Origin of the sequence: Aequorivita todarodis (assembly GCF_028561335.1) — a bacterium.
GTDB classification, from domain to species: Bacteria; Bacteroidota; Bacteroidia; order Flavobacteriales; family Flavobacteriaceae; genus Aequorivita; species Aequorivita todarodis.
The window spans coordinates 179,848-202,320 of sequence record NZ_JAQQTG010000006.1 but is presented as its reverse complement, the minus strand read 5'-3'; the positions used below and the strand labels follow the sequence as shown (position 1 = coordinate 202,320).

At 40.5% G+C, this 22,473-nt stretch carries 16 protein-coding genes; 9 read left to right on the top strand and 7 right to left on the bottom strand.

Features of this window, described 5'->3' with window-relative positions:
* The first annotated feature begins 56 nt into the window (after nt 1-56).
* The 4 genes from POV26_RS02785 to POV26_RS02770 all read left to right on the top strand — a co-directional run bounded on the left by POV26_RS02785 (nt 57) and on the right by POV26_RS02770 (nt 5,319).
* Nucleotides 57-1,667 (top strand): SDR family NAD(P)-dependent oxidoreductase, encoded by a 1,611-nt coding sequence (locus tag POV26_RS02785; RefSeq protein ID WP_272854969.1) that lies wholly within the window; start codon nt 57-59, stop codon nt 1,665-1,667.
* A gap of 70 nt (nt 1,668-1,737) precedes the next feature.
* Nucleotides 1,738-1,959 carry a VF530 family protein gene (locus POV26_RS02780; protein ID WP_272854968.1) on the top strand — a complete coding sequence of 74 codons (222 nt, stop codon included), beginning with the start codon at nt 1,738-1,740 and terminating at the stop codon, nt 1,957-1,959.
* Between the two features lie 207 nt (nt 1,960-2,166).
* A complete protein-coding gene (locus POV26_RS02775; RefSeq protein WP_272854967.1) occupies nt 2,167-3,720 on the top strand; it encodes a DEAD/DEAH box helicase in 1,554 nt (517 codons plus the stop codon).
* Nucleotides 3,721-3,972: 252 nt separating this feature from the next.
* Nucleotides 3,973-5,319, top strand: coding sequence for a DEAD/DEAH box helicase (locus POV26_RS02770; RefSeq protein ID WP_272854966.1), 1,347 nt, complete (start codon nt 3,973-3,975; stop codon nt 5,317-5,319).
* A gap of 3 nt (nt 5,320-5,322) precedes the next feature.
* Here POV26_RS02770 and POV26_RS02765 read toward each other — a convergent pair whose 3' ends face one another.
* Both POV26_RS02765 and POV26_RS02760 read right to left on the bottom strand, forming a co-directional pair.
* Complete coding sequence (locus POV26_RS02765) at nt 5,323-7,551, bottom strand: nSTAND1 domain-containing NTPase (RefSeq protein ID WP_272854965.1); 2,229 nt, start codon at nt 7,549-7,551, stop codon at nt 5,323-5,325.
* Nucleotides 7,548-9,065 (bottom strand): toll/interleukin-1 receptor domain-containing protein, encoded by a 1,518-nt coding sequence (locus tag POV26_RS02760; RefSeq protein WP_272854964.1) that lies wholly within the window; start codon nt 9,063-9,065, stop codon nt 7,548-7,550. Before POV26_RS02760 ends, POV26_RS02765 begins: the two co-directional genes overlap by 4 nt.
* Before the next feature lie 285 nt (nt 9,066-9,350).
* On the opposite strand from POV26_RS02760, the gene POV26_RS02755 reads away from it, so the two are divergent.
* On the top strand, nt 9,351-10,292 hold the full coding sequence (locus tag POV26_RS02755) for an EamA family transporter (RefSeq protein WP_272854963.1): 942 nt from the start codon (nt 9,351-9,353) through the stop codon (nt 10,290-10,292).
* A 140-nt stretch (nt 10,293-10,432) separates the two neighbouring features.
* On the opposite strand, the gene POV26_RS02750 is transcribed toward POV26_RS02755, so the two are convergent.
* The gene (locus POV26_RS02750; protein WP_272854962.1) at nt 10,433-11,413 is read right to left on the bottom strand and encodes a hypothetical protein; all 981 of its coding nucleotides are present in this window, start codon (nt 11,411-11,413) and stop codon (nt 10,433-10,435) included.
* Nucleotides 11,414-11,425: 12 nt separating this feature from the next.
* Nucleotides 11,426-14,230 carry an IPT/TIG domain-containing protein gene (locus POV26_RS02745; RefSeq protein ID WP_272854961.1) on the bottom strand — a complete coding sequence of 935 codons (2,805 nt, stop codon included), beginning with the start codon at nt 14,228-14,230 and terminating at the stop codon, nt 11,426-11,428.
* Between the two features lie 1,133 nt (nt 14,231-15,363).
* Between POV26_RS02745 and POV26_RS02740 the strand changes: the two genes are divergently transcribed.
* Nucleotides 15,364-15,555 (top strand): cold-shock protein, encoded by a 192-nt coding sequence (locus tag POV26_RS02740; protein WP_272854960.1) that lies wholly within the window; start codon nt 15,364-15,366, stop codon nt 15,553-15,555.
* Nucleotides 15,556-15,789: 234 nt separating this feature from the next.
* Here the strand turns inward: POV26_RS02740 and POV26_RS02735 are convergent, their stop codons facing one another.
* Nucleotides 15,790-16,224, bottom strand: a complete 435-nt coding sequence (locus POV26_RS02735) for a hypothetical protein (protein WP_272854959.1) — start codon at nt 16,222-16,224, stop codon at nt 15,790-15,792.
* Between the two features lie 204 nt (nt 16,225-16,428).
* Here POV26_RS02735 and POV26_RS02730 point away from each other — a divergent pair, with 204 nt between their 5' ends.
* The gene (locus POV26_RS02730; RefSeq protein ID WP_272854958.1) at nt 16,429-17,106 is read left to right on the top strand and encodes a DUF2461 domain-containing protein; all 678 of its coding nucleotides are present in this window, start codon (nt 16,429-16,431) and stop codon (nt 17,104-17,106) included.
* Nucleotides 17,107-17,191: 85 nt separating this feature from the next.
* Here the strand turns inward: POV26_RS02730 and POV26_RS02725 are convergent, their stop codons facing one another.
* Complete coding sequence (locus POV26_RS02725) at nt 17,192-17,596, bottom strand: glyoxalase (RefSeq protein WP_272854957.1); 405 nt, start codon at nt 17,594-17,596, stop codon at nt 17,192-17,194.
* A 179-nt stretch (nt 17,597-17,775) separates the two neighbouring features.
* Between POV26_RS02725 and POV26_RS02720 the strand changes: the two genes are divergently transcribed.
* Nucleotides 17,776-19,320, top strand: coding sequence for an NAD(P)H-hydrate dehydratase (locus POV26_RS02720; RefSeq protein WP_272854956.1), 1,545 nt, complete (start codon nt 17,776-17,778; stop codon nt 19,318-19,320).
* Nucleotides 19,321-19,404: 84 nt separating this feature from the next.
* On the opposite strand, the gene POV26_RS02715 is transcribed toward POV26_RS02720, so the two are convergent.
* On the bottom strand, nt 19,405-20,772 hold the full coding sequence (locus POV26_RS02715; protein ID WP_272854955.1) for a TlpA disulfide reductase family protein: 1,368 nt from the start codon (nt 20,770-20,772) through the stop codon (nt 19,405-19,407).
* Between the two features lie 182 nt (nt 20,773-20,954).
* On the opposite strand from POV26_RS02715, the gene hutH reads away from it, so the two are divergent.
* On the top strand, nt 20,955-22,466 hold the full coding sequence (hutH, locus tag POV26_RS02710) for a histidine ammonia-lyase (protein ID WP_272854954.1): 1,512 nt from the start codon (nt 20,955-20,957) through the stop codon (nt 22,464-22,466).
* Nucleotides 22,467-22,473 lie beyond the last annotated feature (7 nt).

The window sequence follows — 22,473 nt, the reverse complement described above, 5'->3', positions numbered from 1 at the left end:
TAAAATAAATTCTTTTGCACATTGAAACTGTGACTATATTTGCCGAAAATTAATTTATGTCGCAGCGGGTTTCTGAAATGGAGACTTCCCCCGGGGAAGAAGTGAAAGATTTGAAAAAAAACGTTTCCGGAATTGATTCCACAAAAGAGATCAATGCTGAAGAAATAGCGAAGTGTATCGCCATTCTTGAACATTTAAACAATAACACTGATAAGATATTTGAAATTCCAAAAGAGCAGCGCACTGCTTTAATAAAAGCTTCCGGCCAATTTTCGCGACCAAACCGCGATGAGTTTTCCCGAAGAAAAAAAGATGCCAAAAAGGCCGAAAAGCGCAAACAGGCCAATAAAGATAGAACTGCCCGCAAAGAAACCGGAATACGGAGCGCGCGTGAAAACGTTGTTTTTGTAGCTCCAAAATTGCTGGAAACCTCCGAGCTTTCCTCCAAAAAAGAACTGGAACTCGAAACGCCCCGCAACTGCTACGTTTGCAAGACTCTTTACACAAAACTGCACCACTTTTATGATACTATGTGTACCGAGTGTGGCGATTTCAATTACGCAAAGCGTTTCCAAACCGCAGATTTAACTGGACAGGTTGCGGTATTGACAGGTTCCCGCCTAAAAATTGGTTATCATATTTCTTTGATGCTGCTTCGCGCGGGTGCTACTGTGGTCGCCACAACACGGTTTCCGGCAGATTCGGCATATCGTTTCGCGCAGGAAGCGGATTTTCATCAATGGGCAGATCGCTTGAAGATTCACGGATTGGACCTTCGGCATATTCCGAGTGTGGAAATTTTCTGCAATTATATAGAGCAGAAACATGAAAATCTTGACATTCTTATAAACAACGCTGCGCAAACCGTTCGCAGGCCCGCAGGGTTTTATCATCATTTGATGGCGAAGGAAGAAATGCCTTTTGAGGAACACCCACAATTTGTAAAGGATTTGTTGCACGACCATATAAATTGTTTACAAGAGTTGAAAACACTTACGGCCGACATTGGCAAAAACAAAAATCTTCCAGTAACTTGGCATGGTTCGGAACCGGGAATTGGCATTCGGGCTTCCGCAAAACTTTCGCAGATTCCGTATAGTTTTGACAATTCGTTGAGCGCAAAAGAAGTTTTCCCCGAAGGGAAATTGGATGCAGATTTACAGCAAGTTGACCTTCGGAAAACGAATAGCTGGCGTTTAAGGCTTGGTGAAATTGAAACCACTGAAATGATTGAGGTTCAATTGGTAAACTCAATAGCGCCTTTTGTGCTTTGCAACCGTTTGGGTGAAATAATGAAGAAGAAAAATACGGGCAAAAAACACATCATAAATGTTTCTGCAATGGAGGGAAAGTTCCATCGTTTCTTTAAGGAAGATCGCCATCCACATACCAATATGGCAAAGGCCGCGCTCAATATGTTGACGCACACGGCAGCGGGAAGTCTTGCAAAGGAAGGAATTTACATAAACGCCGTTGATACGGGTTGGGTAACGGACGAAGACCCCGTAGAACTCACAAAGCGCAAAATGGAACTGCACGATTTTCAGCCACCGCTGGATATTGTTGATGGCGCCGCCCGGGTAATGGATCCGTTGATTGACGGTATAAACACAGGAAAACACTGGAGCGGGAAGTTTTTGAAGGATTATAGACCGATTGATTGGTAGTTTTTTTTGGGGAATAAAGAAGAAAGAATAAAGAGGAAAGAATAAAGAGGAAAGATTTTTACAAATTATTATGGACAACCAACAGCCCAACAACCCCTTGCACGGAATTAAACTTGCGGATATTTTGGAATACCTCGTTGATTATTACGGCTGGGAGGTTTTGGGTGAAAAGATTAAAATCAATTCTTTCAATAGCAACCCCTCTATCAAATCCAGCTTAACCTTTCTTCGGAAAACACCTTGGGCGCGTGAAAAAGTAGAACAGCTTTATTTGAAGACCAAATTCAAATAGAACTGGAAAAATCGTGTAGTACTGTCTTTGTGCCCTTAGTGAAAACCTCTGTGAACTTTGTGGTAAAATAATCAAGTGCATTATTAATCGCCTAACCACAGATACGATTCAAAATATTTTTTTTCAAAAGAAATAAATCCTCTATTTCTTCGTCAAAAACCTACAAAAGGACGTAGTTTTGCAAAACTTCACAAATGGGGGATTTTTATGATAGAGGCCAAAGACGCAATTCAAGAAAAAAAGACTGACAAAGAACTTTATAGCTACCAAAAAGGGGCTATTGACAAGATATTTGAAAAATTTGAAACTGCGCCAGACGATTATCATTTGCTGTACCAATTGCCAACTGGCGGCGGGAAAACCGTTATCTTTTCTGAAATTGTCCGCCAATATTTAAAGCACCACAACAAAAAAGTGCTTGTAATGACGCACCGCGTGGAACTTTGCAAGCAAACTTCGGAAATGTTGACCAGTTTTGGCGTGGTAAACAAAGTGGTGAACAGCACCGCAAATCTTTCAGACCAAGATAAATACAGTTGTTTTGTCGCGATGGTTGAAACCTTGAACAATCGTCTGAACGACAACAAACTGGATATTTCAGACATTGGATTGGTAATTATTGACGAGGCGCATTACAATTCGTTCACAAAACTTTTCAAATTCTTCGAGAAATCGTTTATACTCGGGGTTACCGCAACGCCGCTCAGTTCCAACAGAAACCTCCCGATGAAGGACAATTATCAGGAACTGATTGTTGGCGAAAGCATACAGTCATTAATTGAAAATGAGTTTTTGGCACAGGTTGAGGTTTTTCAGTACAATATGGGGCTGACTTCCCTGGAAATTGGCTCCAATGGCGACTATACCGTGAAATCTTCCGATGATCTGTATTCCGCAGTGGGAATGTTGGACCAATTGTATCAAGCGTATTTGAACCATTCCAAAGGAAAGAAAACGTTGATTTTCAATAATGGTATAAACACCTCGATTCAAGTGTATTACCATTTAAAGGCGGAAGGTTTGCCCATTATGCACTTGGACAATACGGCTACCAAAAAGCAGCGAAAGCAAATACTGCGATGGTTTCGCGAAACTCCCGATGCTATTTTAACTTCCGTGAGTATTTTGACCACAGGTTTTGACGAACCTACCATTGATACAATAATCCTGAATAGGGCGACCCGTTCGTTGACTTTGTATTTCCAAATGATTGGGCGTGGTTCGCGAATTTTGAACAACAAATCAAAATTTTCGGTAATCGATTTGGGGAACAATTACCAGCGTTTTGGCCCTTGGGAGGCGCCCTTGGATTGGCAGGCAATATTCCGTTCGCCCGATTATTATATGGACCGCCTGTTGAGCGATGAGGAGCTGGAAAGCCATTTTAGATATGAAATGCCCGATGAGCTTCGCGCGGAATTTGCCAATAGCAAGGAAGTGTATTTCGATATAAAGGCTACCTACCAAGAGGCAACTTATAGAGGGGAATCCTCAAAAGTTGTGCTGGAGCGATCCATTGCGCAACACGCCTATATTTGTATTGAAAACAGTGAAGATGTGTATGATGCGTTAGGTTTGGCGAAAATGCTGGGCGATGATATTGACCACCGTATTGAAAAATATTCGCAGTGCATCAGCAAAAGCACGCATAATTTTATAACTTGGCTAAAGGACGATTACCGTCTAAAACTGAGAAGTTATCTCCGTGAAAATTTCGATACGGTTTTTGAAGAAATACACGGGCATCCGCCGGAGGATTAGGTTTCGAGATTCAAGATTCAAGATTCAAAATTCAAGGTTCAAGATTCAAAATTCAAAATTCAAGATTCAAGATTCAAGGTTCAAGATTCAAGATTAAATATGATAGGGATTTTAAGTTTATCAGAAATATATGTTGAACAAATTCCAAATTCACGAATTCACGAATCCCATCCCGATAGCTATCGGGACCCGAATCCCAAAGAATCAACTCCCCAGTTAACAATTCACTACTTTTGCACCAAACAACCATCGATGGAATCATTCAACGAGTTTAATATTTCCAAACAGCTTCAGTATGCGATAACCGATTTGGGTTTTGAAAAACCAACGCCCATACAGGCGCAATCGTTTTCCGTAATTATGTCGGGGACCGATATGGTTGGGATAGCGCAGACCGGAACGGGGAAAACCTTTGCCTATATGTTGCCCATTTTGCAGGATTTAAAGTTTTCAAAGGAAACCAATCCGCGGGTTTTGGTACTGGTTCCCACACGGGAATTGGTTCTACAGGTGGTTGAAGAGATTGAAAAATTTGGAAAATATTCCTCTATTCGTGTAATTGGTGTTTTTGGCGGTACAAACATCAACCGCCAAAAGGAAGCCGTTGCCGAGGGAGCGGATATTATTGTCGCCACTCCCGGAAGACTTTATGATTTAGTGGTTAGCCGTGCACTTCAGTTAAAGGCCGTCAAAAAGGTGGTGATTGACGAAGTGGATGTCATGCTCGATCTCGGGTTCCGGTTTCAGCTTACCAATATTTTGGAACTGCTTCCCAACAAACGCCAAAACATTATGTTCTCGGCAACGATGACCGATGATGTAAATGTGTTTATCCACGATTTCTTTATTGCGCCTACTACGGTATCGGTGGCCGTTAGCGGAACACCTTTGGAAAACATTTCGCAGTTTGCCTATGCAGTTCCTAATTTTTATACGAAAGCGAATCTCTTAAAATATTTACTTCAGCATGAAAGCGATTTCAAAAAAGTGCTCGTTTTCGTTCCGAATAAAAAAAGCGCCGATCTGCTTTTTGATATATTGGATGAATTCTTCGGAAGTGAAGTTGCGGTAATCCATAGCAACAAAACCCAGAATTACAGAATCCGTTCCATAGAAAATTTTAATGCCGAAAAAACGCGAATCCTCGTAACGACGGATGTTATGGCGCGTGGTTTGGATTTGGACCGCATCAGTCACGTTATCAATTTCGACGTGCCGAACTTCCCTGAAAATTATATGCACCGCATAGGAAGAACCGGACGGGCAGAGCAGGAGGGGACCGCTATCTTGCTTTATACCGAAAAGGAACAAGATGCAAAAGCAACCATTGAAAGTTTAATGAATCTAAGGATCGCCGAGTTGGAACTCCCCAAGGAAGTTGAAATTTCAAAACAGCTCACTTACGAAGAACAACCGCAAGTTTTAGAAATAAACAATCCCAATAATACCGAAGAAGTAGGCCCCGCCTTTCACGAAAAGAAAGAAAAAAATAAAAAGGAAAACCAGGGCGGCTCGTATAAGCGAATCATAAAGCAGAAATACAAAAAGCCCAAGACCAGGGGAGACAAGAATTACAACAGACGCAAAAAAGGAAGGTAAAATTTACGGATCATAAATAATCTCCACAAAAACGGCATTGGCCTGTAAATTAACGCTTTTGATGAGATATATCTGGTTCATTTTCACACTGTTTCCCGATTTGCTATTTACGGCTTGGTCTCTGTAGATATAGCGATTTTTTATTGCCCTAACAATATCGTTGGCCTGTGGTACCTCGTCGGCTTTATACTCGCTATCTTTTCTGTAAATAATATCGAATATGGGGTCGGGAATTCTATTGTTAACGACTCTTCCGCAATATAAAAAGCCACTTTTGCCTATTTCCTGAATCTTGTTATGTGCATCTTCATTATGGGTGCCCAAAATAGAATCATTTTTGATGTAATTTAAATAGGAAGCTACGTTATCCTTGCTAATTGCTACTTGCCACGCTTCGTGATCCAAGTTTGAATTTTCCATTTCATCTTTAAGCGAATCAATTCTTGAGAGGGCCGTGAGGGTATCTTTTGCAAATTTTGAATACGCAAGTATGTTGTTTAAAGAGTCTTTTTCTGTAGCGGCAACATTCAGGTATTTCTGGTATGCTTTTACGGTATTATCTTTTTCGGCAACCAACCAAGCTTGTTGAAGATTTATTGAATCAAGAAAGTTTTGTGCAACTTCGGAATATTCCCCTTTCGGATGTGATTCTAAATAAGCGGTAAAACTTTCCACATTATTTCCAGATTTGGCTTTGCTCCAATCAATTTGTTCAATGCTGGGCTTATATAGAAAATAACTGAAAAGCAGGATAAATGCGAGGGCAATCAAAGTATATAAGCTTCCTTTTTTAATGCGCTTAATTCTTCGCGCATTTCTCATTTTTATATTGTAAACCTTCGCGCTATCAGAGAGGTATTTCATTGCTTCGTCAAAATTGTCGTTGTACCGTGCTGCCCAGATTTTATTGGGCTTAAACTTATTAAACCATTCCTGTGCAATTTCAAATTCCCTGCCCGACAATAAATCCTTCCGGTCTTCCTCGTGCGCCGTGTAGGCATCGCAAATACGCGTGTATTGAAGTGCTGCATCACTTTCTTCGTCCACCCAACTATTTAAGGTTTTCCAATGCCTAATAAGACTTTCGTGGGATATGTCTATAAGTTTATCATCAGAATCGCCTATGTTGTCTATGACCAAAAAGGAACGGTCATTCTTGATAAAATTACTGATTACGCCCATTAGCTTTTCTTCACTGGCGTTCGTTAATTTCTTTAAATCACTCAATTTTGCGGGCCTGCGTATTTTCCTTCCGTTTTCATCAATGGTAGTCAGCGCTTGAAAAAGTGCTTTTGCTAACGACAACTCGTCTGGTTTTAATTCTTTTAAGGCTTCATCGGCATGCATGGATAGGGCGTTTTCAATTCCGCCAATTTGTTTGTAGCTCTCCAGATTGAGTTCGCCATTTGTGCCTGCGCCGTGTTTGTGATTCCACATCCGCATTAAAGCGTGCTGCACTAAAGGTAGTTCGTCTTTTACTTCTCCCAAATCATTTATAAGTTGGGAGGTGAGGGCGGAATTGAATTTGCCGCCGTATAATTTTGCTGGACCTTCAATCACTTTTTTAAGCTCCAATCTGTTTAATCTTGGCACCAGATACTGGCTTTTGTTCAGAGCTTCCGGCAGGCCGAAAAACTGGGCGCAGTCTCCAATAAAATCGGAACGCATTGTGAGTACCACATAGAATGGAATGCTTTTTTGTTCTGAAAGCTTTAAAATCAGGTTTACAAAATCAATTGCTTCCGTTTTAAAGGAGGCTTGTTTTTGTTTTAGTGAAAAGCGAAAAAGCTCCTCAAATTGATCCACCAATAAAAAGAAATTGGAGTTCTTGTTTTCCCGAAGCGGTTCTATAACATCCAAAATAGCGGAAACACCTTCTTTTTTAATTCGTTTAATAAATGCTATAATTTGTGAAGATTCTATTTTTGGATCAATTTGGTGTAAAATGGTTTCGGCCAGATTATACATCGGGTTTTGCCCCGGTTTCATTATTGCTATGAGCCATTGGCTACTGTTTTCAACTAAAAAACCACCTTTTAACGAGGGGGTGAGTCCTGCACGGATCAATGACGACTTGCCACTGCCCGAACTTCCCACAACCGCGACAAAACGGTTGGTGTGCAAACGTTGCAATAATTCCAAAGTCTGCTCCTCGCGACCAAAAAACAAAAGGTTTTCATCATCGCGAAAAGGTCTGAGCCCAACATACGGGTTAAAGGATGGGCTGCTCATAGGTTTTCGGCTTTAAGGTCGTTTAAAAATGCGGCCAATGAGGCTTCGTCCAATTGCGCATTATGGCTTTGATCTACCAATTTTACCATGGGGTTTTGGGCCACTTTTATGGCATCCATGGATTTTTCTGGAGGAGCTGCATAAATAAAGATATCTTGGCCGTACCGATCGTAATCCATCAATTTTTTCAGCGTGTTCTTTACGCGAATGTCCACCCAATCCTTATTGGTTTCATTACCGTACAAAAAGATAAATTTTTTGGCCTCACTGATGTTTGAATACAATGATTTGATGTTTTCCTGTGGATCGCCATCTTCTGGGTTGAAAATTAAATCTACGTTATATTCACTCAAGATTTTTTTTAGGTTGAAAGCTTGCTTAAAATCATCTGTATGTGTGTCCAGCAGTACTTTTATGGGAGCTCCACTTGTGTTTGTTTGCGCTATGGATTTTTGGTGTTGGGCTTCTTGTAATTGTTTGGCATAATCGTCAATTAACTTGGACAATTCGCCTTCATTGCTTCGGACAAATTCATAATTTTTTGAAGAGAGGGTGGCTTCTTCCAAACCTCTTAAGAACGCTTGGTGCTCTTTGTTTTCTATTTTGTTGAAATCCGTATCCCTTGAAATCCATATTAATTGGGGAATTTTGGATTCCAGACCGATTTCCGTTTGTTTTTGAATGTAACGTGCCTCCGTTTCTCCGGGAATCTTTCTGCCAGGAAATTCGCCTAAAATATGTACCGCAAAATCTGACTTGGCAATTGCTTCTTTCGTTATAGTATCGTGGGTTTCGGCATCGATAGCGGAAGAGTCTCCGGTAAGAACTGTGTAGCCTTTTTCAATTAATTCCGCAATGATCCCATCGCGTCTATCGAGCATAGAATCATTTACTTCACTTAAAAATATGGTAAAATCAGTATCTTTTTTTTCTGCTTTAACAGGGGTTTGTGTAACTGTGGAAGTAGCCAATTCCTTTGATAAATCTTCAAAAATATGTACTAAGGAGTTTCGCAATTGGATCATTTGGCTACCAAATTCTGGGCTTGTGTTTTTTAGCGGATCGCCATAATCATTATTGTCGTGAAACGGAAAGCCACTGGTACCGGTTAGTTTATCCAACCAATCGGTATAGGGTATGTTCGACAAAAAAACCGGGATAATACGGGAACGATTTCCCACGATGAGGCCCATTTTTTCCTTTGATGCTTTTTCGTAAAAATGCTCCAACTCCTTTTTGCAATACGCAGATTGCGGATAGAGCCTTGAATAGAGACAGATCATTATGGCAGATTTATCTATGGCCTCGGCTATTGAGTTGTCAAAAACCTCACTGCGATCCAGATTGTTGGAATCCCACCAAATTTTTATCTTTTTGGAATGCTTGCTCAGCTTTGTATCCAAATATTTATAAAACTGATCTATCCAGCCGTCTTCTTCTAGGGTTTCCGATTCGTTATCGGTATGGACGTAGCTAATAAAAATATCATATTCGTATCCCGGAATTAAAGCCATAGTATATCATTATTAAATGAAAATCAAAAAAATAGATGCGCTAAAAGACTGTGAGGAAAGAATAATAACCGCACTAATTTACAAATTATGAAGTATTTATCTGTCTAATTTTCAATAAAATATATCATTTCATTAAAATTCATTAGTCATAGTGAATCCTACTTCCAAATAATGCAATGGCACAACTTTGCCCAGACGGGATTTTGGCTGACGATTGATATCTATGAAAAACCATTGTTGAAAATAACTATCTTCGCACCCTTAAAACCATCAACCTGATCTACAATGGGCTTCCCCAAAAGCAAAATTCTTATTATACTGGCTTTTTTCTCCATTTACGTTATTTGGGGCTCCACCTATATGCTCAACAAGGTCGCGGTGGCCGAACTGCCACCTTTCTTTTTGGCATCCATCCGGTTTACCACTGCTGGGTTGCTCATATTTATTATTTCAAAAGCGATGGGCAAAAGCCTCGCTATTACTAAAAAGCAGTTTAAAAATGCTTTTATCGTGGGCGTACTGTTTCTCTCTTTTGGAAATGGCATCATTGTTTGGGCTTTAAAATACGTAGATAGTGGTTTTGCGGCTCTGGAGATTTCCGCACAGCCCTTGGTGGTTTTGTTGTTGATGCGACTTTTGCAGGGAAAACGCATCAAGCCCATGTCCTTGGTAGGAGTTGGCCTGGGTATTATTGGGATATTTCTTCTGGTTGCCCAAAAACAGCTAATCGCAAAAGAAGGCACGGTTTTGGGAATGATTATGATCTTTGCCTGTATGCTCAGTTGGGCCTATGGCAGTCTTTTTGTGGGCAAGGCGGATCTTCCAAAGAACTTCTTCGTAAACACAGGGTACCAAATGTTTACGGCAGGTATTACGCTTGCAATCGCTAGTTTGCTTTTTGGGGAACAATGGATCGCACCGAACCATTGGACCCAGCCCGTGCAGTGGAGCATGGTGCTTTTGGTTATTTTTGGAAGCATCGTTGCTTTTACATCTTTTAATTATTTATTAAAAGTGGTATCACCAGATAAAGTTGCAACCTCTACCTATGTAAATCCGATTATAGCGCTGATTTTGGGATGGTATATTCTGGATGAGCAAATAACGCTTCAGTCCATTATTGCGGCTGCGGTGTTGCTTACGGGGGTTTATTTCATCAATACTTCCAAAACTACTGTTACAGTTCCGAGGTTTTCGGGGAAGGTTGGTGCTGATAAGAAGAAGTGAGCATTTTTTTACCAACAGCAGGAATAAAGCTAAATTTGAAAAAACTACCATAATTGGCAAAACGTTTTTAGCCAAAAATCTACAAATAGCAAGAACCTCAATGAAAGTTAAATTTTATAGTCAACTTCCATAAGTTGGATTTATTTTTGGGTTTTGGCAGCTTCATAAAGAGGTACCTCAATTTCAGGACGAACCTGCTTGAGGAGCTTAAAATATTCTAATTGTTCGACAGAAGGGGGCAGCACCTTAATTTCTACTTCATCTAATATCTTCACCTCTTTTTCATTATCCATAAGTACTAATTGAATAGTATGTTGACCAGCTTTGTCTGCAAACCAAGGTGTTAGTTGCTTGTTTATTTTTGTTTTTTCGCCATTAATTCGCCAAATAATTTGATCTTTTTTCCATTCCATGCGTTTGCCATTGTTATCAAAAATGGTGGCAATCAAACTTCCTCTACATCCGAATGGCCACTTGCTTCCATTCAGTGGTTCCACAATCAAGCCCGTTATTTCCGAAGCTGGCAGTTTTATGGGTTCACTTGTAAATTGGCTTGTCCTAAAATCTTGGGTTTTTTCTAAAACAATCCTTGCTTCAACTAATCCAGCTAATTGGTTTAAAGCTACATAAAAAGCCCCATTTTTAAACGCTGCCGCTGGCCTTAACATTCGACCATCCTTAAGCAAGGCTCCTATCCAAAACTTCTCTTGGTTTGTATCATTGCCAACGCTAACTATTGCGACTTCATCTTTGGTAGAAAGCTGAACGTTGGGCAATGCAGGCTTTACATCATTTATCTTACTTTCAAAAATTATATTCCCTTTGTGTTCCATCCTGATAATCGAAGCTTGCTTATGCAGGGGAATTGCAGCATTGACCAACGCTGTTCCAGGCCTTGTGGCTGCTGTAGTGCATCCTTTAGGATATTTTATTTCTGGCATTAAACTATCCAAAACCTCGCTGTTCGATCCAATCAATGAAATTACTAAATCTCCATTTTTTTCAGATCTTCGAAAAGCAGATGGCGCAGTGGTACTTTCATAACCTCTTAAAAGCTGAAACGCTCCGGTTTCTGAAACCAATGCCTCTAAAATGATAAAGGAAAAATCTTTTGTTTCCATAGATGTGTTGTTTTAATAACGTGTGTCCATTAAATCTCTCCCAAGCACCCACAACTCTGGGCTCAACCATTTGTTGTTATAATCTCTATAGGATTGCAAATCGGAGGCGCCAGTAACGGTTGTATTATTGTCGATATCGAAAGGGATTTGATCCAATAACCCATCAGATCTACCGGGCAGTCGATGACAGGCAACTGGCTGTGCAACATTTTCGCATTCTTCTATTCCTGTAACTGTATGCCCTAAACCCACTGTATGCATTATCTCGTGAGCCACCACAGCTGGTCTGTTTTCACTAATGCAGGTGGATGTACTGGGCCAAGCCATCATTCCATTAACTGGGCAACCTATCCGGGAATATAGGCCCAGCCAACTCGATGAGTGTCCAGCTGGGGGATAACCTTCATTGTCGTTGTGTTCATAAGCGATGGATAGTGCCAATTGATAATAACCACCGTCGGTACAGAAATTATCCTCGGTTGTTCCTTCTCTTATTTGGTGTACACCAGGATGTAAGGAAATTGCTGTCATAGGGCTTGGCATCTTCCGAAATGCGCTTCTAACAGTAACTAATGCGGCACTTGGTGAAACGACCAATCCATGGGACTCCCTGATCCTTCGTATGGTTAATGGGAGTGCAGGCCTCTCCAGCCATGATATGGGTTGATCCCAAGTTTTGACCAAGCGGAAACAATGGTCGCCCGTGCTGTACATATGGATACGTGCGTTTTGGTTCAACCCATTTGCATCAGCTGCAGGAATCATAAAATTTAAAGTATGGTCGGTTTCCTGTCTAAGGGGTGTTACCACTGCAGGAACATAGCCTCGTGTATTTATTGGAAAATAAACCGTTCCGTTTAATTCCAGAAAACCGGTAAAATTGAACGTGTGACCTGATGTTACCGTAAAATATACCCTTAAAACAGTATCCATATTGGCGATCATATCGATACTGTTATTGGTGGGTTCTTCAAAATTAGTGGCATCAAATACCTGTATGGCCTGAGTTAACTCTACACCCATAATCTCAAAATTCGGAGATACCTCTTTTACCTCTAAAACCACTGTATCAGAAGCAGAGCCACAAGCCTCTGCGAATGGATTATTGACGCTAATATGAAAGGTATAGACACCCACCACATTTGCGCGTTGGGTTAATGTTCCAATATTTGGACAACCGCTGCACAAAGTATGTGTTGTTCCATTAACATCAAGGGTAATCTCTATTTCTGCCCCTGGCGGTTGAACATTCCATCTGAGAACAATATTACGGGAGGGATCGCGATCATAGCATTCCCCGCCTATCACTTCAAATGTTGTTATGCTTGGTCTCCCCACTATAATGTTTCCCCTTACACCTGGTTTTGCTACAACATAAGTTTCTAGACAAAGGCCAACATTTACAGGAATATATAGCCAAACGGGACCGGTTGCAGCATTTTCCGGAAGTACAACAGTAATCCTTGTAGCGGAAACACTTGAAGGAGCCACGCTTATGGATCCACCTGTTCTATCAATAAAATTAACGGTTGTTGTTCCGTCAAAATTTGTCCCTTCTATGGTAATAACTTCTCTTGGACACGCGTGATCGGGTTCTACGCTTTCAATGACGTAGTTGTCTGCTCCATATATTAAGCCTGTAAACCCAATTCCAAGTCGGTGCAATCCTGGAATTACATTAAAAATAAAGCAATTTTCAAAATGTGTAGATAAACTGGGATCTAATTCGTGGATTCCAAATTCAGGCAGGTTGGGGTCAAATCCCGGAGATGATCCTGGTTCAGGAAAGGGCCATCCAAATGAAGGCGGCCAAGGAATAAATTCATTGCCTGGCAATGGCCAAGAATCATTGGGAGTAAATCCATCAAAGGGAGGGAAGCCATCAAACGGAGGGAAGCCATAAAAAGCAGATGTCCTCACTGCTGTTTTAAAGGCACTTTCAATATCAATCGGATTTGCTCCGTTGATGGTTAGCGAAAACAAAGTATTGAGTTCATCAACCCCTTTCAATCCTAACATTAAATTGCCCGTCAATTGAATTAATTCCTCTGTATTTTGCGCCACGGCCACCGTAGCAGCCATTACTGCTTCCATGTGGTTCAAATCAAAAATTTGGGTATTTCCCAACCAACTTTGCTTTTTTGATTCTTTTTTAATAGCTAACAATTGCCCTTTGGGCTTTTTTGCACAAGTGCATTCATTATCTTGGTGGGAATGCCATATAGCTGCCGCTACTTTCAATGGAACTGCCCCATAGCCCAAACTATGGATTGTTTCCCTAAAAATACGTTCGCTAATTGGGTTTCCGGATAATACTTCTCCGGTTAAATCCATTAGATTGGGAACCCCTGAAAATGGAATCCTTAACAAATCGACTTCAGTACTGTAATCTTCTCCATTCAGATCAAACAATATACTTGACAATTTAGATTTGAAACCTTCAACCAATTTCTCATTAATAATTGGCCCATGCCATTGTGAAGGGCATAAAACATCATGGGATTGATTAATGATTAATTCAATTTTATGTATTCCGGGGCGAAGGTTCCAGTAAGTAGTTTGCCGACTATCCAGTACAATAGATGTCCCTCTATACACTTTGAAAAACACATCAGGAAGACAATCAAATAACCATTTATTGTATGCAGATTCGCCAAACATGATCTTGAATTTCCCTTGGTTATCCGTGATTGTTCGGCCTAAAAAATCTGGAATTAATAAATCTTTATCCCAAACCTCAACGTAAAGGGAATCTCCTGGCTTTCCATTTGAATAGGCAACAGTTCCTTGAATGACAAAATTATTATCGTTTTTCATAGGCTAAAATTTAATAAATGAGAAATCCACTGCAAATAACTGATAAACAAGGTATTAAATATATTTATCCTATACAATATTTTTTATAGATAAGTAGTGTAAATAATTATGCAGCCCTTGTTTGGGGCAGCCCGAAATCTTAAGGGAATTTAAACAACCTGCCGAACAACGCATCGGGGTGTATGATCGGGACGGTCGCGACATTGTTCGTGCGAAGCGCTCCTTTACATTGTGCCCAGGAATGTAACATGCGGGACGCTCGCGATGGCTTCGACTGAAGTTAAATGATTTTATGAAATTTAGAAAGGAGTTACTGGATTACACCATTAAATTCGACTGAGATAGATTATATTATTTGGACGATCAGTGCAGCATTCTTAAAGGCGTTGGTCAAGGAGCCGAATGGGAAATGGGTTGGGAGGAGATTGAGCAATTTGTTCACGAGAAGCGGCTTCATTGATACTCGATGTACCCAATATTTTTTATTGACGAAAACTATCGGAAGGAGTTTTTGGAACTGGAAGCATATCCGTTGTCATTTGTTGATAATTTTAGGGACTTAACCCACTATCGTGTACAACAGCCTTGAGGGGCGCGAGCGTCTTATATAAATCGTGTCTCGCGTTTGGTATTTGTCATTCCGACAGCGGAGGAATCGCACCACCTTTGCCCACGAACTATTTTCAATTTCAATAAAAAGAAAACCTTACCCGTAGCCCAGCCCAATGGGATTCCTCGTTCTTCGGAATGACAAAAAAGGACCACCGTTGGCGCAGGAGTCCCGCCCGTGTCCCCGTGTTTTATTCCTATAAAAAAAAATTCTTTAACATATATAATGGATAGGGTTGGTTATTTTAGTCTATCTTTACCCAATAGACGATTTAGTAAGCCTATCTTTTTTTAATCTCTTCCGAATTTTAATTAATCCTTCGCTTTCTTTTTACCTTCAATAGTCACAAGCTATGGGACGTTTTATGGCAACGACCGAGCGGCCCGCTGTAAAATCTCCACAAATTTGGTAAAACAAATCATCTTAGTCCGAAACAGGCAAACAGTAAATTTTAATTTAAACGAATCATAAAATGCTAAAAGAATTTATAAATAAATTAATGAATATTAAAAAAATAGAAGTAATGAAAGAAGGTACAGTAAAATTTTTCAATGAGGCCAAAGGTTTTGGTTTCATAAAACTAAAGGACACCGACCAGGATATTTTTGTCCATTCCACCAATCTAATCGACAATATCCGTGAGGATGACAAAGTTCAATTTGACGTGGAACAAGGAGAAAAAGGGCTTAGCGCGGTAAAAGTACGGTTGCTATAACACGCTTAACTGAATGCAATGAAAAAGCCATCTTAACGGATGGTTTTTCCTTTCGGAATGGTTTTAAAACACCTACCGCATTTAGGACAAGCAATTATTAAACCGTGCATCCGCGGCCGCAAAAATAGTAAGCTTGCGAAACGCAGCACGTATCATAATTATCTTTACAGAAACTTTAAACGCACACTGGAACCTGCTTGAGCGACGATAGTTTGCAACTCAATTTTTTTAGGATTATCCAATCCAGCCGTTGCGCGCAGCCCCTTTGCTGTAGAAATATTCAAAAATAGCGATGGCGATGACAATCAGAGGCATAATCAGTGATTGTGGCCCCATAACACCTACCGAGTCCATCCCAAAAATCCAGTACCCCATTTGTATCAAGATTGCCAATAAGGAAATCCCGAAGATAGCAATGGCCATTTTTTTGCGCATCAAAAGCAATATACTCGCAAGCAGGCCTCCAAATACGGCCACGGCATAAACATACATACCCCAAGTGGGTGCATTGTTCATCATTTCAACTTGTTCGGGAGGAAGCGTGGCTTTCACTTCTTCGGTCATCAAAAAGTTTTCAGAAACCCAAAAAAAGACGCCGATTAGGTTCCATAATAGCGCGAGCCCGGCAATTATCCAAAATCCCGTGTTTGGTTTTGCAGTAGTAGTCATATTGAATTGGTTTTAAGGTTGTTGGTATAAATATAAGTGTTTTTTTATTATAAAATGTTTTCGTAATCCTGCGTTATAAACTTTACTCCAAAACATATAAGGTACGCGGAGCTTTCTTTATGTGCTCTGTAAAAAACCTTTGTGTTGTCTGTGGTTTAAAACCATGCGATTATACCCTATATTTACATTCCAAAATACGTAAAGATGAATCCGACCATTCCTAAATCTGCCTTCGATTTCCTTTTAAAACTGAAAGAAAACAACAACCGCGAGTGGATGCAGGAGCATAAAAAAGAGTATTTGGCAAATGAAAAGGCTTTAAAGGAATTTTACGCTGCAGTGGAAAATGGCCTTAATGGCACCGATGAAATAGCCAAAACAAAAATATTCCGAATAAACCGCGACATTCGTTTCAGCAATGATAAAACGCCGTACAACGTGCATCGCAGCGTAAGTTTCAGTAGGGCTGGAGCGCATCGTCGTGGCGGATATTACTTGCGGTTGGAATCTGGGAACAGCTATATGGCCGGAGGTTTTTTTGAGCCAAATCCTGCGGATCTTTTAAGGATACGGAAGGAATTTGAAATGGACAGTTCTGAAATACGGAAAATCCTGAATCAGAAAGATTTCAAAAAAGCCTTTGGAAATTTCAATCAGGAATATGCTGTAAAGACTGCGCCAAAAGGTTTCAGCAAAGAAGACGAAAACATTAATTTAATTCGTCTTAAAAGCTTCTTCGTAAACCATCACTTTACCGATAAGGAAGTTTTCGCGACAGATTTTAAGGACAACCTTATACATCATTACCAACTGCTCCGTCCATTCTTCAATTATATGAGCGACGTTTTGACTACGGACTTAAATGGGGAATCACTGTTGTAATGGTGGGTTTTTTAGTTGGTAGAGGGTAGTTTTTAGAGGGTAGAGGAACGAACATCTACAAAAAAATTCTACCGTCTTTCAACTATCACGCAAAATCATACTCCAAAAGCTGTATATTGCTTTTCAGCCGTTCCTTCACAATGTCCATCATCCGCTTGTTCAGCGCAGAGGAATTTTGGATATAGATTTCAAACTCTTCCAACGTAAACTGCCCAATAATGATACCCTTCAAGGAATTTCGAAATTTCATATCCTTATGGATGGCGTTTTCAATATAATCCAATCTTTTTTCTATGGTAAGGTCGTAAAAAACATTTTTGTGTTTTGCTGCGTAATTCCTGAAAACCGCCAGCAACAAATCGTTCTGAAGCTTGGCCACAGGCCGCAACGTCTTGTTTTGAAAACATTCGTCGGCAGACATAGTGGGTGTGATTTTAGCGGAAGGAATTTCGGGGCGCATGCGCAGCAGCATACTATCTCTAGTTTCCATTGTGTGGTTTTTTCTAAAATTATGAATAATCAAGTGCTTTTTGGGAGGATGTTTAATTAGTTATAAACGTTCTTTTCAACAATTACGGAGGATTGTTGTTATCTTTGGAAGTAGTTCCGCAATTAGTGCGCCATTCCTATACTATTAATAAAATCGAGGTATCAAAATAGCTTTTTTATATGAAAATATTCTCCGCAAAACAATTATACCAAGCCGATAAAACCACGGTTGAAAAACAAAAAATCACTTCCGAAGCCTTGATGGAGCGTGCCGGCACACAGGTATTCAATTGGCTTCACCAACGAATACAGGGGGCTGCCGTCCCCATACATATTTTTTGCGGTATTGGCGATAATGGCGGCGATGGCCTGGTGATGGGTCGATTGCTGATTGAACACGGCTATCACGTGATTGTATATGTGGTAAATTGTAGCGACAAACGCTCAAAGAATTTTCTGCTCAATTATGATAAAATTAAAAACGTGACCAAAAAATGGCCGATTTTAATGAAGGACGAAGCTGATTTCCCAGAAATCAACGATGCGGATATTATTGTAGATGCCATATTCGGAATTGGTTTAAACCGCTGTCCCGGGGGATGGGTAAAAAAACTGATTCAATATTTAAACGGAAGCAAAGCCTTCAAATTGGCCATTGATATTCCCAGTGGACTTTATTCAAATACTCCTTTGGAAGATAAAGAAGCAGTGCTAAATGCAGACCATACCTTGACCTTCCAAACCCCCAAACTTTCGTTCTTTTTATCCGAAACAGCGCCTTTTGTCTCAAATTTTGATGTTTTGGATATTGGTTTGGATTTGGAGTTTTTACACAATACCGAACCTTTGGCGCAATTAATTTCCAGACCCGAAGCACAACGATTCTATCGGCCACGCGAGAAATTTGGGCATAAAGGAACGTACGGCCATGCCCTGATTGTTGCTGGAAGCTATGGGAAAATTGGGGCCGCTGTGCTTTCCACCGCGGCCGCTTTTAAAATAGGTGCAGGCTTGGTCACTGCATTTGTGCCAAAATGTGGCTATACCGTTTTGCAGACCGCAATTCCCGAGGCCATGGTAATGACGGATACCGAGGAAGAATTTATAAGTAATGTTTCCGTTGACTTTGAACCTTCGGCTATCGGAATAGGAATGGGCATCGGGAAAAACAAAGCTACGGTGGAGGCTTTGAAAAAGTTATTCAAAAATAGAAAGGCTCCCTTTGTGATTGATGCCGATGCGATAAACATTATTTCTGAAAATAAGGAATTGCTGAAACTACTTCCGAAGAATTCAGTTTTAACACCACATCCCGGCGAGTTGAAAAGACTTCTTGGCAACTGGAAAGATGATTATGACAAACTTGAAAAAGTAAAGAAATTTTCAGAAAAACACGAAGTTGTGGTGCTCATTAAAGGCGCATATACCAAAATAGTTTACGGCAAGAACCTGTACATAAACGCTTCCGGAAATCCTGGAATGGCTACAGCAGGCAGTGGCGATGCCCTAAGCGGAGTAATTACCGGGTTGCTTTCGCAGGGCTACGATCCTCTGTTGGCCTCAGTGTTTGGGGTTTATATGCACGGGTATGCTGGCGATATTGCCGCTGGCCAAATGGGGTATGAAGCTGTTATGGCAAGTGATATAATTGATAATCTGGGAGAAGCCTATATGCTATTGTTTGCAAATGGCGAAACTGAAAACGAAACTCATGAAAAACAATAAAATTATCCCATCGAGTACCGCCGCGACCTTATTGATGGTCAGAATTCAGGTAGTTCTCGATGGGACAAAAGCGGTTTAGATTTTTTACATCAAATCATCAAAAGTCTTTCGCAACATAGGGTCCGATGGTCTGGGGGCATCGGCTGAAATGATATTTCCCTGTGGATCGATCAATATAAATCTCGGAATGCCCAAAATGGCGTAGTCTGAGATAAATTTAGATTTCCAATTGTTGTCCGCCATCAGTTGGATTCCGCCCAATTCCTTTTCAGAAACCATTGCTTTCCACTTGTCGTAATCTTTGGGTTCGTCTATTGAAATGCTTACAAATGCAACATTTTTGTTGTGATAGTCTTTTTCAACCTCTTTGAGCGAAGGAATTTCACGCAAACAGGGGCCGCACCAAGTGGCCCAAACATCTATATAAACAAACTTGCCTTTCAGGCTTGCCAAGTCTGTGGTCCCGCCCTTATGATTTTCATAATTAAAAGTAGGCGAGGGGTTTCCTGCCGTTATGGCCTTCAGTTTGTTGTAGCGTTCCGTAAGCTTTGCCAGGTTTTCTGGGTTTGGGTCACTGTTTTTGTAAATATTGTAGGCTTCATCTAAGGTTTCGTCCGGTTTTAGACCGAATTGCAGATAAGAATTCATTATTTTATCTTTCGCATACCCGTTTGGCAAGGCTTCATTTACTTTTTTGAGATACATAACGGTTTGGTTGTTATTGCCACTTTCAAAAGTTTCTTCGTTCACCAGCCTCATAAAATGGGCTTCCAGTAAATTTTGGTATGCCACCGAATTTCTAAAGGCAAGGGTATCCTTAAAGTTTATATCTTTCAAACCATCATAAAAATCGTCTGAAACCCTATAATCTTCGACTCCCGAATAATAGCGATGTGCGTCTTTGTAATTTTCAATCAAAAGGGCTCGGGAATATTTCTCCTCTTCCGCTAGCTTTTTCTTAAAGTTTTCATCGGCAATCTTGTTTGCCGCATATAGGCTATCAATGCTTTTTTGGTTTTGATCTAAACGCGCTTTAAATTTGTTTTCATCCAACGAAAAGATCTCTTTGTAATCCATTTTTTGTTCGTTCCAAAGATATTTGGCCGCCAAAAAATTATTGATATTCGCCAAATCGCCGGAATATTTCAGGCTTTCGTCAAACGCATTCGCATTCAGGTTTACGGAAAGGTTCTTTCCTTTTTCGAGATAGATTTCCGTGCGCTCGCGGCCCACAGAAAGTTCATAAAACCCATCTTTTTTTAAATGAAGCGTATCGGCAAAAGCACCATTTTTATCAATGGGAATACGCGCCTCAAATTCCTGTCCGCGAACAAGGGCGGTTTCGGCGGTGTTGTTTTCAACAGTTCCGTTGATGATGGAATAATCCGGTTTTTCTTCCTGTTTGCAGGAAACAATGAGGAGTGCCAAAACAATTAAGCTTAATCTTTTCATTTTTTTGAATTTAAATTGGAGCATAAAATTACATATTGGCAGCCCATATCTTACCCCTATGGAGTGTTAATTTTTACTATTCCTTAAAATGCCTATTGGAAAACGGAAATTCTACTTTTGAAACAAAGAAAGGTGGTACAGCGATTTAAAAATAGTATTTTTGCGAAAAGAATACCTTCCCAATGCAAGAGACACATTATATAAGTTCAGAAATCCTTGATTTATCCTCCATCAAGGAAATTGTTGAAAAACATAAAACCCTGGAGCTATCTGATGAAGCACAGCTCAACATAAGAAAATCCAGAGAATATCTAATCCATAAAATGAAGGACAACGAGACGCCCGTTTATGGTATAAACACTGGTTTCGGTTCTTTGTGCAATGTGAAGATTTCTTCAGAAAACCTTTCGAAATTACAGGAAAACCTCGTAATGAGCCACGCTTGCGGCACCGGTGAATTTGTGCCAAAGCCCATCGTAAAATTGATGCTTTTGCTAAAAATACAATCGCTCAGTTATGGCTATAGCGGCGTGCAGATTGAAACTGTTGAAAGACTGATTGATTTTTATAACAATGATATTCTGCCCGTAATTTACGGCCAAGGAAGTCTGGGCGCTTCGGGCGATTTGGCACCACTTGCGCACCTTTCCCTACCACTGCTCGGCAAAGGCGAAGTGTACTATGGCGGCGAACGGATCTCTTCGGAAAAAATGTTGAAAAAATTCAATTGGCAGCCCATCACACTGCAGGCCAAAGAAGGACTGGCGTTACTGAACGGAACCCAGTTTATGAGCGCATACGGAGTTTATTGCCTTCTGAAAAGCTACAAACTATCTTATTTGGCAGATTTGATTGGCGCTGTTTCCGTAGATGCTTTTGATTGTAATATGAGCCCTTTCAACGCACTTGTCCATTTAGTGCGGCCGCACCGAGGCCAAGTTAAAACCGCCGAGCAAATTCTGGAGTTTTTGGAAGGAAGTGAATTGGGTCTTTCTGAAAAGAAAAATGTACAGGATCCGTATTCGTTCCGCTGCATTCCGCAGGTACACGGAGCTACGAAGGATACGCTACATTTTGTGCACAAAACCTTTAAGACCGAAATCAATTCGGTAACCGATAATCCCAATATTTTTGTAAAAGAGGACCGTATCATTTCCGGTGGAAATTTTCATGGACAACCTTTGGCCCTTGCGCTCGATTTTTTAGCAATTGCAATGGCGGAACTCGGTAATATTTCGGAAAGGAGAACTTATCAACTGGTTTCTGGGTTGAGGGAATTGCCTGCATTTTTGGTAAACAACCCTGGGCTGAACAGCGGATTTATGATTCCACAATATACAGCTGCAAGCATTGTAAGCCAGAACAAACAATTGGCCACGCCGGCTTCTGTAGATTCCATTGTTTCCTCAAACGGACAGGAAGACCACGTAAGTATGGGGGCCAACGGCGCCACTAAATGCCTGCGTATTATTGAAAATATTGAAACCGTACTTGCCATTGAATTGATGAATGCTTCCCAAGCATTAAAATTCAGGGAACCTAAAAAGTCTTCTCCCTTTATTGAAGCTTTCTTAAAACCCTATCGTTCCGTTGTTCCATTTATTGAAAATGACCGATTACTGGCAGACGACATTCACGCGAGTGTCGCATTTATACAATCATTGGATGTTGACGCAGATATTTTGTTTGGGTAAATTTGAT

What these genes read in the sequence shown, in the direction of transcription:
- POV26_RS02755 (WP_272854963.1), top strand. Translation starts at nt 9,351, where the DNA reads ATGGGCTTCCCCAAAAGCAAAATTCTTATTATACTGGCTTTTTTCTCC.
- POV26_RS02740 (WP_272854960.1), top strand. Translation starts at nt 15,364, where the DNA reads ATGAAAGAAGGTACAGTAAAATTTTTCAATGAGGCCAAAGGTTTTGGT.
- POV26_RS02720 (WP_272854956.1), top strand. Translation starts at nt 17,776, where the DNA reads ATGAAAATATTCTCCGCAAAACAATTATACCAAGCCGATAAAACCACG.
- POV26_RS02765 (WP_272854965.1), bottom strand. Translation starts at nt 7,551, where the DNA reads ATGAGCAGCCCATCCTTTAACCCGTATGTTGGGCTCAGACCTTTTCGC.
- POV26_RS02735 (WP_272854959.1), bottom strand. Translation starts at nt 16,224, where the DNA reads ATGACTACTACTGCAAAACCAAACACGGGATTTTGGATAATTGCCGGG.
- POV26_RS02750 (WP_272854962.1), bottom strand. Translation starts at nt 11,413, where the DNA reads ATGGAAACAAAAGATTTTTCCTTTATCATTTTAGAGGCATTGGTTTCA.
- POV26_RS02780 (WP_272854968.1), top strand. Translation starts at nt 1,738, where the DNA reads ATGGACAACCAACAGCCCAACAACCCCTTGCACGGAATTAAACTTGCG.
- POV26_RS02730 (WP_272854958.1), top strand. Translation starts at nt 16,429, where the DNA reads ATGAATCCGACCATTCCTAAATCTGCCTTCGATTTCCTTTTAAAACTG.
- POV26_RS02775 (WP_272854967.1), top strand. Translation starts at nt 2,167, where the DNA reads ATGATAGAGGCCAAAGACGCAATTCAAGAAAAAAAGACTGACAAAGAA.
- POV26_RS02760 (WP_272854964.1), bottom strand. Translation starts at nt 9,065, where the DNA reads ATGGCTTTAATTCCGGGATACGAATATGATATTTTTATTAGCTACGTC.
- hutH (WP_272854954.1), top strand. Translation starts at nt 20,955, where the DNA reads ATGCAAGAGACACATTATATAAGTTCAGAAATCCTTGATTTATCCTCC.
- POV26_RS02745 (WP_272854961.1), bottom strand. Translation starts at nt 14,230, where the DNA reads ATGAAAAACGATAATAATTTTGTCATTCAAGGAACTGTTGCCTATTCA.
- POV26_RS02770 (WP_272854966.1), top strand. Translation starts at nt 3,973, where the DNA reads ATGGAATCATTCAACGAGTTTAATATTTCCAAACAGCTTCAGTATGCG.
- POV26_RS02785 (WP_272854969.1), top strand. Translation starts at nt 57, where the DNA reads ATGTCGCAGCGGGTTTCTGAAATGGAGACTTCCCCCGGGGAAGAAGTG.
- POV26_RS02715 (WP_272854955.1), bottom strand. Translation starts at nt 20,772, where the DNA reads ATGAAAAGATTAAGCTTAATTGTTTTGGCACTCCTCATTGTTTCCTGC.
- POV26_RS02725 (WP_272854957.1), bottom strand. Translation starts at nt 17,596, where the DNA reads ATGGAAACTAGAGATAGTATGCTGCTGCGCATGCGCCCCGAAATTCCT.